This window comes from Acinetobacter higginsii, from assembly GCF_000369845.1.
Lineage (GTDB): Bacteria > Pseudomonadota > Gammaproteobacteria > Pseudomonadales > Moraxellaceae > Acinetobacter > Acinetobacter higginsii.
Genome location: NZ_KB850212.1, coordinates 126,100 through 143,332 on the forward strand (window position 1 = coordinate 126,100; position 17,233 = coordinate 143,332).

15 protein-coding genes are annotated in these 17,233 nt (G+C 37.3%); 8 read left to right on the plus strand and 7 right to left on the minus strand.

Going from position 1 to position 17,233, the window contains the following annotated elements:
• The first annotated feature begins 15 nt into the window (after positions 1 to 15).
• The 3 genes from F885_RS14655 (at position 16) to F885_RS14645 (ending at position 2,174) form a co-directional block, all read left to right on the plus strand.
• A complete protein-coding gene (locus F885_RS14655) occupies positions 16 to 618 on the plus strand; it encodes an IMPACT family protein (RefSeq protein WP_005202511.1) in 603 nt (200 codons plus the stop codon).
• Complete coding sequence (locus F885_RS14650) at positions 608 to 1,225, plus strand: acyltransferase (protein WP_005202512.1); 618 nt, start codon at positions 608 to 610, stop codon at positions 1,223 to 1,225. Before F885_RS14655 ends, F885_RS14650 begins: the two co-directional genes overlap by 11 nt.
• A 106-nt stretch (positions 1,226 to 1,331) precedes the next feature.
• A complete protein-coding gene (locus tag F885_RS14645) occupies positions 1,332 to 2,174 on the plus strand; it encodes a universal stress protein (RefSeq protein ID WP_005314330.1) in 843 nt (280 codons plus the stop codon).
• 119 nt (positions 2,175 to 2,293) lie between these two features.
• Here F885_RS14645 and F885_RS14640 read toward each other — a convergent pair whose 3' ends face one another.
• From F885_RS14640 to mutS, 5 genes are all read right to left on the minus strand, one after another.
• The gene (locus F885_RS14640) at positions 2,294 to 2,962 is read right to left on the minus strand and encodes an O-methyltransferase (RefSeq protein WP_005202514.1); all 669 of its coding nucleotides are present in this window, start codon (positions 2,960 to 2,962) and stop codon (positions 2,294 to 2,296) included.
• A 138-nt stretch (positions 2,963 to 3,100) separates the two neighbouring features.
• Positions 3,101 to 3,814, minus strand: a complete 714-nt coding sequence (locus tag F885_RS14635; RefSeq protein WP_004808415.1) for a D-Ala-D-Ala carboxypeptidase family metallohydrolase — start codon at positions 3,812 to 3,814, stop codon at positions 3,101 to 3,103.
• A 124-nt stretch (positions 3,815 to 3,938) separates the two neighbouring features.
• A complete protein-coding gene (gene fdxA / locus F885_RS14630) occupies positions 3,939 to 4,268 on the minus strand; it encodes a ferredoxin FdxA (protein WP_004652744.1) in 330 nt (109 codons plus the stop codon).
• Between the two features lie 298 nt (positions 4,269 to 4,566).
• Positions 4,567 to 5,133, minus strand: a complete 567-nt coding sequence (locus F885_RS14625) for a GNAT family N-acetyltransferase (RefSeq protein ID WP_005202516.1) — start codon at positions 5,131 to 5,133, stop codon at positions 4,567 to 4,569.
• Between the two features lie 101 nt (positions 5,134 to 5,234).
• A complete protein-coding gene (gene mutS / locus F885_RS14620; RefSeq protein ID WP_005314332.1) occupies positions 5,235 to 7,874 on the minus strand; it encodes a DNA mismatch repair protein MutS in 2,640 nt (879 codons plus the stop codon).
• A 225-nt stretch (positions 7,875 to 8,099) separates the two neighbouring features.
• Between mutS and F885_RS14615 the strand changes: the two genes are divergently transcribed.
• The 5 genes from F885_RS14615 (at position 8,100) to F885_RS14595 (ending at position 15,618) form a co-directional block, all read left to right on the plus strand.
• A complete protein-coding gene (locus F885_RS14615) occupies positions 8,100 to 9,476 on the plus strand; it encodes a tyrosine-type recombinase/integrase (RefSeq protein WP_005314335.1) in 1,377 nt (458 codons plus the stop codon).
• A 260-nt stretch (positions 9,477 to 9,736) separates the two neighbouring features.
• A complete protein-coding gene (locus F885_RS14610; protein WP_005314339.1) occupies positions 9,737 to 12,154 on the plus strand; it encodes a hypothetical protein in 2,418 nt (805 codons plus the stop codon).
• Positions 12,155 to 12,382: 228 nt separating this feature from the next.
• On the plus strand, positions 12,383 to 13,267 hold the full coding sequence (locus tag F885_RS14605) for a YagK/YfjJ domain-containing protein (protein WP_005314341.1): 885 nt from the start codon (positions 12,383 to 12,385) through the stop codon (positions 13,265 to 13,267).
• Between the two features lie 99 nt (positions 13,268 to 13,366).
• Positions 13,367 to 13,639 (plus strand): hypothetical protein, encoded by a 273-nt coding sequence (locus tag F885_RS14600; RefSeq protein ID WP_005314343.1) that lies wholly within the window; start codon positions 13,367 to 13,369, stop codon positions 13,637 to 13,639.
• A gap of 167 nt (positions 13,640 to 13,806) precedes the next feature.
• Complete coding sequence (locus F885_RS14595) at positions 13,807 to 15,618, plus strand: DUF4365 domain-containing protein (protein WP_005314345.1); 1,812 nt, start codon at positions 13,807 to 13,809, stop codon at positions 15,616 to 15,618.
• A gap of 120 nt (positions 15,619 to 15,738) precedes the next feature.
• On the opposite strand, the gene F885_RS14590 is transcribed toward F885_RS14595, so the two are convergent.
• Together F885_RS14590 and F885_RS14585 are read right to left on the minus strand one after the other, a co-directional pair.
• Positions 15,739 to 16,473 carry a hypothetical protein gene (locus tag F885_RS14590; RefSeq protein ID WP_005314348.1) on the minus strand — a complete coding sequence of 245 codons (735 nt, stop codon included), beginning with the start codon at positions 16,471 to 16,473 and terminating at the stop codon, positions 15,739 to 15,741.
• Positions 16,474 to 16,561: 88 nt separating this feature from the next.
• Positions 16,562 to 17,197, minus strand: coding sequence for a DUF805 domain-containing protein (locus F885_RS14585; protein ID WP_005314351.1), 636 nt, complete (start codon positions 17,195 to 17,197; stop codon positions 16,562 to 16,564).
• Between the last annotated feature and the right edge of the window lie 36 nt (positions 17,198 to 17,233).

Here is a 17,233-nt window from a genome sequence, read left to right on the forward strand (position 1 = left end):
TTTTAATCATGTTCTATGCCATTCACCCTTGCCAGTTCGGTAACTTTTGAAGAAGACATTAAAAAAAGTCGTTTCCAAGCGATTGCAGCAGTTGTTGAAAATGAACAACAAGTGAAAATTTTTTTAGAACAAAACAAAGACTTATCCACCACGCATCAATGCTGGGCATGGAAGATCGGCCATCATGTTCGTTTTAATGATGATGGCGAACCTTCAGGAACAGCAGGGCGGCCAATACTTGCCACCATTGAAGGTAATGATTTAACCAATGTGATTGTATTAGTGAATCGTTGGTATGGTGGAATTAAACTGGGTACAGGTGGTTTGGTTCGTGCCTACGGTGGTTGCGCAGGACAATGTTTGCTCTTGGCAGAAAAAATCGAATTGATTGAAAAGCAAGAAATTCGTTTTGCGTGTTTGTTCAATGAATGGGCGATTATGCAATATGAGCTGATGCAGCAGCAGATCGAGTATCAAGAACAATATACCGAAACAGGTGTCGTGATTGAGGCACGAGTTCAAGTGCATCAAATTGAACCATTAAGGTTAAAACTGCAAGATGTGAGTAGAGGACGTGAGCAGCTGAAAGTCCTAGAGGAACACGCACATGATGAATGATCCTTTATTAAAATACCGAGAGCAGCATAAGCATCGTTTGAACTATATGCCATGGTTATATTGGACTTTAAAACCCAAACATCGCGAATGGGCTGAAGCATGGCAAGCCGAGTACCAAGCCTATTTGATGGATATGGAAACGGTTGAAATTGGTCAAAACTGCTTTATTTCACCCTTGGCCCATATCTTTGCTGAACGTGGTCGCAAGATCAGTATCGGAGATAATACCTTTATTGCTGCAGATTGTACTTTGCATGGCCCTTTAGAAATTGGCAATGAAGTGGCAATTAACCATCATTGTATTTTAGATGGCGGTCGTACAGGGATTAAGTTGCATGATCAAGTTCGAATTGCGGCTTATAGTCATCTATATGCATTTGATCATGGCATGGAAATGGATCGTCCGATCTATCAACAACCTGTTACGTCTAAAGGCATTGAGATTGGTCGAGATGTCTGGCTAGGAGCGCACGTCGGAATTAAAGATGGAGTCAAAATTGGCGATCATGCTGTGGTTGGAATGAACAGTATGGTGACCAAAAATGTTGAGGATTATGCAGTGGTTGCAGGGAACCCCGCAAAATTAATTCGTTACCGAAGCGAATAAAAAAGTGTATGAGATTCGATACATAAATTTAACCCACCATGCTTTTATCTATGTTAAGTTAAAAATAAGTAGAAGACCTAAGGTACATACCTAGAGAGAGGCGAAAATGAACCGTGTAATTGCATGTATTGATTCTTCACCCTGCATTGATGCTGTTGCAGAAGCAGCAGTATGGGTTGCGAAACAAACGCAAAGAGAGTTGGTATTGTTGCAAATCCTGGACTATTACCCAGCTAGCTACCATTTAGGTGAAATCAGTGGCGTGATTGGCTTTGAAAGTAATGCCATGCTACTTAAAGAACTCGCAGAGTTGGAACAAAAACAGAGTGAGTTAGCACTCGATTATAGTAATAATTTGCTGAATCACATTTCTGAGTTGATCGAAAAACAGTACGGTCTAAGCAGTACCAAAATTCAGGAAAAAGGCGATTTTCTTGAGCAAAGCTTTAATCTTCTCAATGAAAATGATGTGGTGATTATCGGTCGAGTGGGTGAGCGAGCTGCTGAGAAGAACAAGCCGATTGGAAGTAATGTTGAAAACTTTATTCGTGGTGCAAATTGTACGGTTATTACCGTTGGGGAACATTTCCAGCCACCGAAACGCTTTATCTTTGCTTATGAATATTCACCGACCTGCCAAAAGATGTTGCAACGCATTGCTCAAAGTGACTTGTTGAAAACATTACAATGCCATTTGCTCTATGTAGGTGATCATCCGGAAATGTTGGCCGAACCTGAAAAGTATCTCACTGATGCAGGTCTGGAAGTGGTTTCAGTCTATCGTTATGGTGATGTAGCACAAAATATTCTTGAATATCAAAGAGAACATGATATTCAATTGATTGTATTAGGTGCATTTAGTCACAGTAAAATTCATCAATTCTTCTTGGGCAGTATCACGACGACGATCTTCCGAAATGCCATTGTTCCACTATTAGTTGCTAAGTGATTCATTTTATTCCATATAGTTATCCGCAATTCCTGTGGATAACTGTATGGAAAAGCACTGGAGATAAATATAATTTATTGATATTGCACAACTAAATTAAATAGGTTGTTTTTTAATCTCTATTTTACGATTGCAATGGCAAAACCATCATGGCCTTTTGAACCAACCGTTTGCAAAGCTGTGCAAGAAAGCAGCTGAGGATGATCTTTCAAAGCGGTGAATGCTTCACGGATTCCTTCAATACTTGGTTTCTTGTTATTTTCATCAATGATCGCACCTGCACGAATCACATTATCTAATACAATGATTGTGCCTGGATGAGACAGTTTTAGACTGAGTTCAAAATACTCTCGGTAGCTTTGCTTATCGGCATCAATAAAGATCAAATCAAATGCTTCGCTGTCTTCAGCAATCAGCTGATTCATAATATCGGCACCACGACCTTTTTTGAGTTCGATATTGGTCGGCATATTGGCATAATCAATATTTTCTTGAGCGATAACCACGTGAGTATCGCGTCCTTCAACCGTCAGTAGATAGCCATCTTCAGGAAGGGCCTTGGCTAGCCAAATGGTACTATAGGCACCGAATGTACCGAGTTCTAATACGCGTTTGCATTGATTCATTTGAATCAACATTTGCAAAAACATACCTTGATTAGGTGCAACAGCCAAATGATTAGAAAAGCCTTGAGTATCAGTATTATCTAATGCATGTTGAAGTCTAGGGTCTGTGGGAATTAAATGTGAATTGATATAGTCATCAATCTCGGTCCACATCTGTTGCATAATCAAGTTTACCTACCAATTTGTTAGCTCTGCATTTTAAACGTTTATGCTCAGAGTGCAATTTTATTGCGGCATGAATCCGCATGATTGAAACAAAAAAAGAGATCATTTTGATCTCTTTTTATTCAGATATCTGTTTTAGAAATTACACATTGAACTATTACGGGTCAAGTCAGGTCCCCATGTCCGATAGCCTTGAGTATCGATATGGATTTGACCAGAACTATATAAACCAATGCCTAAATCTAGGCTTTGACCATGCTGGGCCCAGAACTGACATAGCTTAAACTTGGTTTGTTCAATATAGGCATAGTCTTGCGGTTGAGGATATTCAGGTCCAATACGAAAATCGATGGCTGAATTGAATAAGTGTTTCGACGAGCCAGCACCACCTGCACATTGATTGAGTGGCAAGTCTCGATAGACAGAAGTCACCTCAAAATCGGTCAAGATTTTGGCTGCAATTAAGTATTTAAAGACACGTAAGGTCGAAAGGGAGTTGTTCCACAATTCACGGTTAGGCACCATATATTCAGTACGACCGCATTTTTGCCAGTCCCGAGCAGTACGTAATAATTCAAAACTTGGAATAATATGTGCCACATTATTACGGGTTAGAAATTGTTCATATTCTCGAACACGTGCATAGTTTTCACCTTGATTCAGCCATTGGCGATAAGAGGCAGGTTCAACTTTGTTTGGGATGGGGCGGGTAAAAGTGACTTGTTCTTGGGGAATGTAAATTCTTTTACCTTGCTGCTGATTTACTTTTGTCGTTGAGCTGGTACAGCCCGCCATCATCACAGGGATGATAAATAATGATAATAGACCCTGTAATTTATTTCGCATCATAAAAAGGCAGTTCAAAATCTGTAGGCGTACTATTTTAATGCAAAATAGCGCATGAATAATGATGTAATTGCAAAGAAATGTGTGGTTCAGGTATAAAAAAGACCAGTAAAACTGGCCTTTTGAATTATTTTTCTAAATATTGTAGCTTGTCTGGCTTACCATTCCATTCTTCACGGTCTGCTGGCTGTTCACCAATTTGCGTGATGTTATTACCCGCCCATTTTTCTGATAATTCAGCATTGAGTTCGATAAAGACTTCTTGACCTTCTGGTAATTCATCTTCAGAGAAAATTGCATTTGCTGGGCATTCTGGTTCACATAGAGCACAGTCGATACATTCATCTGGATTGATAACAAGGAAGTTAGGACCTTCGTAGAAACAGTCTACAGGGCAAACTTCAACACAATCTTGATATTTACATTTAATACAATTTTCAGTGACAACAAAGGTCATGGCGACAGCTACCTAAAAATACGGTTTTTTGTTTGGAATGAGGTATTGTAGGCAAAAAAGGGGTAAACAAACAATTGCTTTTATTGATATTGTTTATTTATACATATGAAAAATGAATTAATATATTGATAATAAAGAAAATATTATCGGGTGCTAAGATTTTTTGACTAAAAAATAAAGTGATGGTCAGCTCAATTGACCTAATCATTGCAACTGAATCTTATTTTTATTCTCAGTTAAAACAGCTAATTAACGAGGTTGAGCCATCTTCATGCTTTCATTTCTGCTTGGTTAGCACTTAAAGCGTGTAGAGCAAGTGAATGTCTTCTGGTTCTCGTTCAAACAACTGCTGATCAGGTTGTGCTAAAAGTTGGGCACTTTGTTTAAGATAAAAGTCTACAGTGCGCTTACTTGGGGTAGCCGAAATATAGAGTTGTTTTGCATTGAGTTGCTTTGCAGATGCGATAGCAGCTTGCATCAACTGAGTACCGATACCTAAACCTTGGTGATCGGCATCCACATAAAAATATTGCAGTAACTTTGCTTCAGGATAATCAGCAATGTGCTGATTGGAAACGACCTGTACAGCAATCAGTCGATTAGATTCGTCAAATCCACCTACGCATAAAGCTCCTTGTTGATGTAAATTTTTGAGTAAAGGGGGATCATTTTCCAAATGATAGGCATCCCAATTTTGCTCATCATAAAAACAATCAATTAATTGTAAATTTAAACTCTGCTGTATATACATTTGAGTGATCAGTTCACGCCGACTAATCTGTTGCCAGATTAAATCAATTTCTGAGTGTTCGAGTGGCTTAAACAGAATATTAATTGTGCTTTCCCTTAGTTGGATACTGAACAAAAATCTATTCAGTCTTTTTAGGTTGAGTGATATCAGTCAAAAATAAACAGAAAATGGTTCTGGAACAAGCTGTAATGATCAACTTGTTCCAGAAAGTACATTTAAGATTTCAGAGCAGCTTTTAGAGAATAAAGCTGCTCTAATGCCTGACGTGGTGTTAAATCATCGACATCGATTTGATGTAATAATTCTAAAGCAGGTGATGGTTTTTCAACCTCAATAACTCGCTCAATGACTTGAGTTTCGATCTCATGTTCAACTGCACTAAACAAATCATTCTGCACGCTACTTTGCAAATGTTGATGCTGTTGTTTTTCCAAGATCTTCAAACGTTTTTGTGCTTCTTTAATCACGTTGGCAGGGATACCAGCTAATTTGGCAACCTGTAAACCATGACTTTGGCTAGCCGGGCCATGTTGAACTTTATGCAGCAAAATCAAATTGCCATTGAGTTCTTGTGCGGTAACATGATAGTTATCAATGCCCGCTTCACCACCTAATTCTGTTAATTCAAAATAATGTGTTGCGAATAGGCACAGGCATTTCACCCGTTTGGTTAAATCAACCACACATGCCCAGGCCAAAGAAAGACCGTCATAAGTACTGGTACCACGACCAACCTCATCCATCAGCACTAAAGACTGACTGGTGGCATGGTGCAGGATCTGAGAGGTTTCGGTCATTTCCACCATGAAGGTCGATTTACCTGTCGATAAATCATCAGCAGAACCAATACGAGTAAAGATACGGTCAATCGAACCCAGTTTTGCTGATTTAGCTGGTACAAAACTACCGCAATAGGCAAGCAGACTAATCAAGGCGGTCTGACGCATAAAGGTCGATTTCCCCCCCATGTTTGGTCCTGTAATAATCGCCATACGATGTTGGCTATCTAGGAAGGTGTCATTTGGGGTGAATGGGGCTTTATTTAAAGCTTCAACAACAGGGTGGCGACCTGCCTGAATTTTGATACTGGTTTCAGGCGTATATTCAGGTCTAGCCCAATTGTTGAGTCGAGCTTGATGTGCAAAGTTTGCTAGCACATCAATATAGGCAATTGCAGCACTCATCATCTGTAAATGTGCAATATTTTGACGCAATTCATCGAGTAATGATTCAAACAAAAGCTTTTCACGAGCGAGGGCACGTGATTCGCTAGAAAGAACCTTATCTTCAAAACCTTTCAGTTCAGGTGTGATATAACGCTCTGCATTTTTGAGGGTTTGACGACGAATATAGTCCGCTGGAGCTTGTTCTGCCTGCGCACGGGTGAGTTCAATATAATAACCGCTGACACGATTGTATCCGATTTTAAGGGTATTGATCCCAGTACGTTCGCGCTCTTTTATTTCCAAGTCAATCAGGAATTGTCCAGCATGATCACGGATTTTACGTAACTCATCCAGTTCATCATCATAACCTTCTGCAATTACATTGCCATCACGTAGTAATACGGGTGGACTTTCAACAATTGCAGCCATCAAATGTTGATGCAGACTCTTAAAGTCACCAAGCTCTTCATCTAATTGAATTAATAACTTAGATTGCTGGGTCTTTAAAACAGGATCTAAGGCGTGGCGTAGGTAAGGGATTTGTGCACAAGCTTGACGCAGTTGTACTAAATCTCGTGGACGAGCACTGCCGAGTGCAACACGACTTAGCACACGTTCAATATCGCCAATCTCTTTTAAAACTAGACGAAGTGGCGATTCATGATAGCCCTTTAACAGTTGTTCGGTTGCATCAAGACGTGCATCTAAAACTGCCGTGTCACGAATAGGCTGCATTAACGTGCGGCTTAGTAAGCGTCCACCCATGGCAGTTTGGCAGTCATTAATCAATTGGAACAGCGATGTACCATGATCAAACAACGGTTCAATAATTTCTAAATTACGACGCGTGATTGGATCAAGTGCAATGAAGTCTGTGCTTTGTTCAATTTGAATTGAACGAATATGGGGTAAAGCTGTTTTTTGGGTTTCTTTCGCATAGTGAATCAACGCTGCGGCAGCAGCTTTCGCGAGTGGAATCGGATCTAATCCAAACCCAGATAACGTTGAAACACTCAACTGATCGCACAATGTTTTTTGTGCATTATTCAAATTAAAATCAACGTTTGGACGTTTGGTGATTGGACAGTCCAGATTTTTTTTAATCTGTTCAATAATATTCTTATCAATAAGATCTTCGTCAATGAGGATTTCGCTTGGCATTAAACGCGCCAGCTCAATTGCAAGTTGCTCTGGTTTATAGTCTTGTTGCTGAACTTTAAAAATACCTGCGCTCAAGTCGAGCAAAGCAAAACCAATTTGATTTTGTTGAATACACAGTGCGACTAGATTTGACGATTGATAGCTGCCAAGTAAGGCATCATCGGTTAAGGTTCCTGGCGTTAAAATACGGACAACTTTACGTTCTACAGGACCTTTGCCTGTGACTTCACCGACTTGTTCACAGATCGCGACAGTTCGCCCAGCTTTGACTAAACGCGCGAGATAACCTTCTGCTGCATGATAAGGAACGCCAGCCATAGGAATAGGTTGACCACTGGCTTTGCCACGATGAGTCAGGGTAATACCTAAAAGTTTGGCTGCTAGATGCGCATCTTCAAAGAATAGCTCGTAAAAGTCACCCATACGGTAGAACAGCAATGCATGCTGATAGTCTGTTTTGACTTTGAGATACTGCTGCATCATTGGGGTGTGGTTTGAAAGATCTGCTATGCTATTATTATCATTCATTATTATCAAATCCTTTATTTTCAATGTTTTTAATCATGTATAACATAAACAGAATATCCGAGGGCGTAGGAGAAAATCTAAGCAAATACAGCCTAAGCTAAAACATTAGTATAGGTTTTAGTGTAGGTTGTTTTAGTTTAAACTAGACATCATTCCTTATCAATATTGGAAAAATGGACAGCTTAAAAGGATAGCAAATAATTCAATCTTTCTGTGAGGATTAAAGTGGTTCGTTCAATAGATCAACAAACGCCAATAAAAAAAGCACTTTCAGCAAAAGCCATTGAGAAGATGAAAATTGGTGATCCTGATAAGGCTGATATTGGGGAATATGTGGGGTTGCGGGTACATTGCGGCAAAACAGGAATGAAGACTTTTTTCTATCGCTATCGTAGTCCTTTGGATGATTCGATTAAACAATACAAGATCGGAAATTTTCCCCAAATTACACTGGCAGAGGCAAGGGTAGAACTCATTCGTTTAAAGGCTGAACGAAATCAGGGGATTTGTCCAAAACTTAAAAAAGAGCAGGAAAAGCTTCAGCAACAGCTTGAACAAGAGCTTGCACAAAACGATGTATCTCAACTCACTGTACATCAAATGATAGAGATGTATTTGACTGAGGTAATTGAAGATCACTGGATTACTGATCCTCGAACTGGGGAAAGGAAAAAGGTTTTGGGTGTTCGAAAACCTAAAGGGCAATCTGAAACAAGACGAACACTGTATGGCGATGCAGTACGGGTTTTGGGTAATCGTATTGCCTTAGAAGTGACCCGAAAAGATGTTGTGGCTCTAACCAAGGAAATTATTGATCGTGGTTCTAATGTGCAGGCTGGACGGGTATTGTCCGAATTGACGTTGGCTTACGAATACGCCATTGGGTTAGAGCGCTTCCCTGCCAATTTTGCCAATCCTGCCTTATTAGCCAAAATGAGTATCAAGCAGTCAAGGCTGAAAGTAACTTGTAAAAAGGGGACAAGAGTTTTAAATGAACAGGAATTAAAACGTGTATTGGCTTGGTTGCCGACATCAGGATTTACTACCCATCAAAAACACATCCTTTATTTAACCTTGTGGACAGGTTGCCGTACTGGAGAGTTGTGTGATGCTGAATGGAAAAATTTTAATTTGGATAAAGGAACATGGCATCTAAAAGCTTCAAAAAATAGTACTGAGCGTTATGTGCAATTATCTAGCCAATGCGTCAGTTTTTTAAATAATCTATATAAACCAGATCAGGAATATTTATTTGCTTCAAATCGAACAGGTCTACCCATCCAACAAAAATCTCTGACAGAAATAAAGTGGCAAATGAAAAATCCAGATAAAGTTCAGGCTAATTTCCGCCCTGAACAACTTTGGTTGAAAGATATAGATGATTGGAATCCTCATGACTTGCGTCGAACGGTGAGAACAGGTTTATCAAGATTAGGCTGTCCTACAGATATTGCCGAAGCAGTTTTAGGACATTCCAAAAAGGGGATTGAAGGAACGTATAACCTTCATAATTATGAAATGGAATGTGCTGAGTGGTTGCAACGGTGGGCGGATTATTTGGATCAATTAGGCAGTAGTTCATTCATAGGTAAGAGATCCTGATCAATAATTAATGTAATCACTCTTTTAAAAAAATCCCCGTACTCCAGCGGAGTAAGGGGATTTTTTACGCTATAAAAAATTTGATAAAATTTATAGATGATAAATCTATTTGAATACAGAATTAATGTGCGTATTAATTTCAAATATAATGATAAAAATATAGAAGATAAATTAATTTTTTTATGCATATTTATTATGTGATAAACTATTTTTTTAATTTTTATAAAAAATTATTTATCAATAATTTATAGATGGTATGTATGCAAAATAGTGAAAGAAATTACAATATAAAAAATAAAGAATTTTTTAAATTACTAAAATCACTCTATGACGATAGGAAATTAGAGCAACAAGAATGTGAAAATTTTTTATATACAGACACGATTGAATTGTTCAGTAATCTGGAAGAGCTGATTTGTCTTTTGAATAATGAGGGAGCTACGGTGCTCTCTCGATTTGAAACTCAAGGTGAACCCAATGCAGTTATTGAAAGTGCACTTTTGGCTTTAAATAAATTAAGTACTTTTCCTGACTTAGAAAAAATTATTGAACATACCAAGCTCTGCAATATTTTTTTTAATTACTTTTTATGGTGGCTGAGTACGAACAATAACATGTACGAGAGGGCTGTTCGTGATGGAGATGAGCTGGATGAAAACCTATTACAGAAAAAAATTTCTGGGCCTGAACGAAGACAACAGTCCATTGAACTTTTAAAAAGATTTGCGATCTATCTTCGAGACAATAAGATTCGAGGGCGTTCGCATGAGCCTAAATTCTTAGATCAACTCACTGAAATTGAGCAGACTTGGAAAAATGATATTCAAGAGCTAACCAACCACCTAGGGTTACTTTATGCCTTTGGTATGAGGATTAAGATTAATCATAAGTTTGAGACTTTTGATCCTCAATTTAGAAAGTTATTTCTCAATAGATATAAGCATTTGGATTGCTTTCAAAATATCCCCGAGATTGTCTATACAATTTGTAAGCCAATGGTAGGAGTAGACAATGCCTTGGAATATTTTGTTATTGTCTTGATCAATCATGATGAAAAGGTAGTTTTTGAAGAGTTTGTGATTCAGTCTGTTTTAGAAAAGTTATTGAATAAGTATTTAGATCCATTGTACCCAGACATAATTCTTCGGATAAGGAACTTTAATTCAGACTTAATTAGGACGTTTCCTGAAAAGTATCAAAGAAAGCGTTGGCTGAGCAATTTTTCTACTTCAGAAAACTCAAAGGTTTGGAATGGATTGCTTGGTTTCATGTTGGAAATAGAAAAATATCAGCGAATTAGTGACAAATTTTTAGGAATGATTGGGGAGAAAGGTTATATAAGCCGAAATGACTATCTTTCCCATATTCAAGTCACTAAAAATATTAAAACGGAATCTCTGGGTAAATATTATCTTTTAAAGCTATCAGTAATTGAACGAAATAAGTTGATTTGGAAGACTGAGCATTTGTCAGCTAACAGCCAAGACTATTTTGCTAATTTAAGCATATTGAATAAAGAATACTTGAGTCAAAACCGAAAAAGCAGTTTTGCAGAATTGATTGACCAGATAGAAATTTTTATGTTGAGCATCAAAGAAGCACCAATCTCTGCTTTTGGAAATTATGATTGCCAAATTCGTGGTAGATATCATCAAAGCCTAGAAGATAGTGTTACTAGACCATTACTACAATTTATTCAATTGTTGTTAAAACACGAAAAAATTTTAGAATTTAAAGGATTGATTAGTCCAACCTTAAGCTCAAGACTCTTGAATCATTTTTTATATGTTTATGATCAAAACCAATTAAGTCTAGAAAAAATTTTAGGCTTGGATGTAACAAAGACAGCAAATCGTAAAGCAATAAATGACTTAATACATGACTTCATCTATCCGTACGATATCTTTCTAAAAAAATTGATTCAGGTAGAAAATGAAAGCGGGCAATCTACTGAGCTAGAACAATTGATACGCATTCCTATACATAAGACTAGGCTGCTTAAGGTAAAAAATTATTTAAATCAGGCTATGAAAGGGGACGTTGTTGTCGTTAGATGTCAGTTTGGTTGTGAGGCGAAGGGCGTGCATTTGAAGCAGAAGGCAATGTCGTCTTTATTCTATCAAATGATGCATGCTGGTAAACGGCGTAAGCCATTATCAGCAATTACAGCTTATTGGGGCTATTGGGAGAGGACTATAAAAAATGATGGAGTCGATAAACTTACTGCAAATGTCTTTTTTATTTTTAAGTCTTCTGTAGTAAGTGAGTTTCCTGATCTCTATAGAGAAATGAAACAGGCGTGGGAAAGCACATTGAATAAGCATGCTCAGATCTATGAGTCTAAGAGTAATATTCGGTTTAATTACCAAGCTGAGTTTGCTAAAAAAGTTCTAATAAATTCAATAGATGGGTTTGCTACTGAACAGATTGTTATTGAGAATATAAACAGGAAATTGAAAAAGCAATTTATTGACTATGTCTCATCATTGGTTGTTTATCGTGATTTGTTAGATGATGATTTCTATGCAACTACCCCAAAGTGGTTGATTCGTGGTACTGAGCCTAGAAAGGTCAAAGCTAAAAAAATGAATAAGATGAAAGTGATCAAAAAAGTTGGTAAATCAAAAGAGAATCAGACCGTAAACTTTCATGAAATAGCGTCGGATAATTTTTCCTGATTCAGGTTGGTTTTAGGTATAAATCAAGTAGATAAAGTTTATTGTAGGCGATGTAATGATTAGGTAGGTGACTACTTATTTATAATCAAGTGAAGGTTTTTGCCTGTGTTTTTGAATTTAGTGTGGTTGGTGTTTATATATTATTGATTAATAAATATTAATTATGTTGTTGAGGTAGTTATATACGAAATGTCTTTCTTATATGTATTCGATTATAGGAAAGCAAGTATGTCAAATACTATTAATGAAAGTAACTTAATGATTTTGATAGAGAAAAGTATTAAAGGTTGGATAGAGTGTAAACGGGAACCTAAATACTTTTATCAAGACTTTGCAGATTTGCTGAGAACATTTGATAGCATCTTTAATCATCATTGCTATTATTTTGGTTATTTAGCATGTTTTGTAAATCTGATCAGGGAAACTGATGCGCATTTAGATGATAGAGGTTCTCTAATTGATTATCTGAAAGAATGGACATTTAGTCAGTGGCAAGCAGAGCTTCGGCGTTATAAAGACCGATACCAATATCAGTTAAGACAACATCGCTATCATGAAAATAAAAACAGGTTAGAAATAAGAAATCGAGTACTTGAGCTAACACGGCAATATCGTACTTTATTGGTAGTTCGTGTAGATCTTGCCTATCTAAAGCAGTTCCTTTTCCATAAAACTATTCAATCATTTCATAATGACCTAATTACCTTTCGGTATCAGATTGCTAAGAATAAAGATGAGTTATTCAATGGTTTGATTTTTTATGCTTGGGCTGCTGAGCAAGGCGAAGAGGATAAAGGTTATCACTGCCATGCTTTACTTATTTTTAATGGAGCCAAACGGTATGATGGTAAAGGGATTGCTCAACAAGTTGGTGAGTTATGGCAGCGATTAACACATGAGCAGGGGGCATATTTCAATTGTAATAGTCCAGCATACTTAAGAAGTTATGAAAAACAAGGTAAAACTGGAGTTGGGATGATTTATAGTGCAGTACCCGTACAAGTAAGAAATTTACTTACCGTTGTTGAGTATTTGGCACAACCTGAAAAAGAACAATATTTGCGTGTTAAGACTTCTCATGGAATGAGAACTTTTGGTATGTCACAGCATTAATTGAAATCATAAACAGTTATATACCATCTAGATGAGAAACATCTTCTCTTTATTGGCTTGCCTGTGTGGTAAGCCTTTCTTATTCCAGAGGTATATCTTATGCAAATTAATTGCCCATATTGCCATTCAGAGCATGTGATTCGTGTTGTTCAAAATAGCGCTTCGCAAGCTGGTAATCAGAGTCTGGCATCGTCAGCATCATTTGCCACGATGGGTGCAGCATTATCAAAAACCTTGCCCGTATCCCCCTTGGTTGGAGGGATTGCAGGAGCCGTAGTCGGTGGTTTGTTAGGTTCAGTATTTGGTTCTGGTTCAACTCAAAATGTGCAATCTTGCTTTCAATGCCAGCATTGTGGGCAGTCTTTCTACTAAGACAGAATGAGAAATTATGGTTCTATAAACTCCCTGTGGGCTGGTAGGTTCTACCAGTCTTGGCTCACTTTAAACGGCTTTAGTAGATAGATTGGTGGTAATTTGAATGATCAGATTGAAAACCTACATTTGCTATAATGTCTTGGTTAAAGATATGAGGCTGTAAAATGAATGCTGGAGAAATTGGAAAAGAGGCAGGGCGGATTTTTGAATATAAGCTGCCTGCTAATTGGATTGCCCGCAGCCAAGAAGATCAAGATGATCATGGTATTGACTATGAGATTGAAATTAAAGATGTAGGAGGGAAGGCTCTTGGTGAAGACAACGTTTTTAAAATCCAAGTAAAGGGAGAGGAAAATTGTTCTTTTATTAAGGATGGGCAAGTTGTATCTCATAGCATCAAAGTTGAAAGACTTAAATACTATTTATCATTTAACATACCTGTAATATTGGTAGTGGTTGATGTGACCCTAGAGAAAGTGTTCTGGGTATCTATTACTGATAGTGAAGTAATTAAAGAGCAGATAGAAAGTACAAATGACGAAAACAAGAGTGTACATCTGCCTATACAAAATGAACTCATTCGAAAAGATAATGATTCTTTTCTAAAGCTAATCGCAGCAGTCAAGCAGTGTTGGGATTATCTGTCTATAAGAGGAATTAAGAAAGCAGTTTCTAACTATTTAGTTGTTAGGCCTGATGAAATTGATAAGTGTATTCATGACATTGGTGATGCATTTTTTAAAGCTCATCATGTAAAACTTGATCGGCTTCTTTTACAGAGAGATTTTATAGCAATTTATGAGCAAGCTAGCCAGATAGTTCAGTCACCAATAGTTCCTCCGAAAGATAGATTTGTGGCTCTATCTTATTATGCTGAAGCTTTTGAGTCTGCTCCATATACAGAAATTAAGCATGAACAAGTCAAAGAGCGCCTTATAATTAAGGAGAGGCTAGTTCTAATAGCAAGAGAGGCACCTAATAAGATATATGGAACTACTGCGATAGGTAGGTTGCGTATAGAGCTATTTAGAATCAAGCTGGAGCAACTCCATGCTTTACATTTTTCAAATGCGAATTTTGATAGTAAGAGTATCGAATATATGCTTATGGATGGGCAGACACATCAATTATATATTGATGTGTGTCAGGAACTTCAGAAAATCATTGTTCTTTGTAATAAGCTATTAAGCCAATGCCAATTCGATGTGCTTGCGACATTATTTACCGAATTAGCACGCTTTCTTTTTTTATTTAAAATGGTTCACACAGCTCGTGGCTCAAAATTATCTATAGAGTTTCTTGATAATTGGTACGCTCAAATGTTTGAATTTGTTATTACTTATATATCTTCAATTTCTGATACTTATCGTTTAGGAAGATTGTATTTTACTTATAGCAAGGAAGAGTATAAAGATCGAACTAAATTAGCCACAATAAGAGAACTTGTACTTAAGCTTTTGCCAGAAATAAAGGATATGTTGGATAAAATTGATAACCAAGTTAAAGAGTTATATACAGAAAAGAGTTTCTATGAGACAAGTTTTGACGAACAAAAAGCCTTCTTCACAAATTTAGCAAAGAGTCTAGGAATGGACCCAGATGATTCGGAAAGTAGAGAGGGAAGGTTTGTAAAAATGGGACTTCAAAACTATGATCCAACTGATGTAATGAAGAATTGTGAAAACTTATTTGTACATTACAAACCAGCGGGCATGATTGCTCAACAGTTAGGGATGCACTCTTTAGGAATGATTACTTTAGTGTGTTTGAAGCATCATTATGCTAGAGGCGGGTGGTCATTAACCGAAGCTTATGATCAAGATAGTGAGCATGATTTCTTGCAGGGATTTAAGCAGCAGCATTGTAATAAATGTAGTGATTGTACCTTGAGACAAAATGATTGGAAGTGGAATCTAAAGTGGCATAATGAAGAGGCGAGTAATCATAAAGCATTTTTGGGTAAGTTTAGATTTTGACGTTCTAAAGTGCTTTGGACACGATATTGATGTCATTTTATAGTGATTGATGGCGGTGTAAAACAACGTATTAACACTAGGGAGGTTACACCTCCCATGATGTTTAATCATAACTTATATTTATGAACCAAATTTCCATTCCCCTTGATTGGTAGATATAACCACTTCAATAATTTTATTTCTAGCACAGTTGCTTGTATCCACTGACATCATTTGTCCAAAACCAAGTCGTATTGGATTATTTATTTTTTGCAATAAAGGGCAATTGCCACGATTAACTGTGACATTTGAAATGGATACATCATCAACGAGTGATTGAACTTTGATCATTGTTATAAATGAGTGATGTGGATTTTGTTCTAACGCAATTTTAACTGGAGAGGTTGCAGGAATTGTCGAAGTGGTTTCATTTTGATTTGCGGGGGTATTGCCACGCTCAATGATATTAAAACAATCTTCGTTTAACGTAGATTCAATATCTGAGGTTTTTTTATTCCATGATAGTTGTTGGCTATCGCAGCCATAGACATCATCCGATTGATTGTCTAAAAAACGGATGTTCCATGTATACAGAAAAAGGTCTTCTGATTGCTGACGTAGGAACTTAACGTTATCGACTGAAAAGGCGGTATAGCGATCAGGGTATTTCTGATCAAGAAGGTATTGCAAAGTTTCTTTACCATAGGTTGCAATATCATTTTTGCCTTGATCAATAAACTTTTGAGAGTCAGATGTATTGGCGTTAATAGCTTCTGTTTGAGTGCTATTTGATGATGCTTTTTCTGTGGATTCATTTTTAGTACAAGCTTGCATTAAACAAGCTGTCATTAAGGTAATGATGATTTTTTTATTCATGATGATTCCTAAAACATGTACATGTATGGGCTTTGTAGGTATGGATGTACAGATGCTTATTTAGATACGATGGAATGATTTTTATTGACTAGGCTTTAGGTGATTCACCATAGGCATTTGTTGTAGGTTCGCCTTCTTGTGCAGCCCAGAACAGCAGTAAAAGTATTCCTACAATGGGCACAAGTGCGATTAACATCCACCAACCTGAACGCCCAATGTCATGTAAACGTCTGACACTGACCGCTATATTTGGAATAAACGTGATTAACATGACGATGGTTGCTGCATCTTCACTGATAAAGCTAAAGGCTAGGCTCATCAGTACACAAAATAGCTCGAAATACCAAAACTCACTGCGTCTAGCACGGTCCTTAAAATCTGCAAACTTTTTAAAGCAGGTCAAAATGGCTTGTTGATAGTTTGTAAGGATGCTTTCAATGTTGTTGGTGGTTGCTTTTGTTGAATCATTTGGATTGCCATTAACAAAAGTTGGAGAGGGTATTAGTGTTTTAGTTTGTTGTGGAGTTTCAGCTACAGTCATGAAATCGAGGTAAATACCTGTAGCTTGACCTTCAGCATTTACATCAAAGTCAACTTCATTGCCTCGAACAGGTGCGTGCTGTTCTTTCCATTCACTACCTAAAAAGTTATAACGTTTTTGGTCATTACCCAGAATAATTCCCATATTGGTTTGAATCGTGAAATCTAAAATCTTGCCTTTCATCTTCGTGTCCTTATTGCATGTATTGGAGAGATGTTT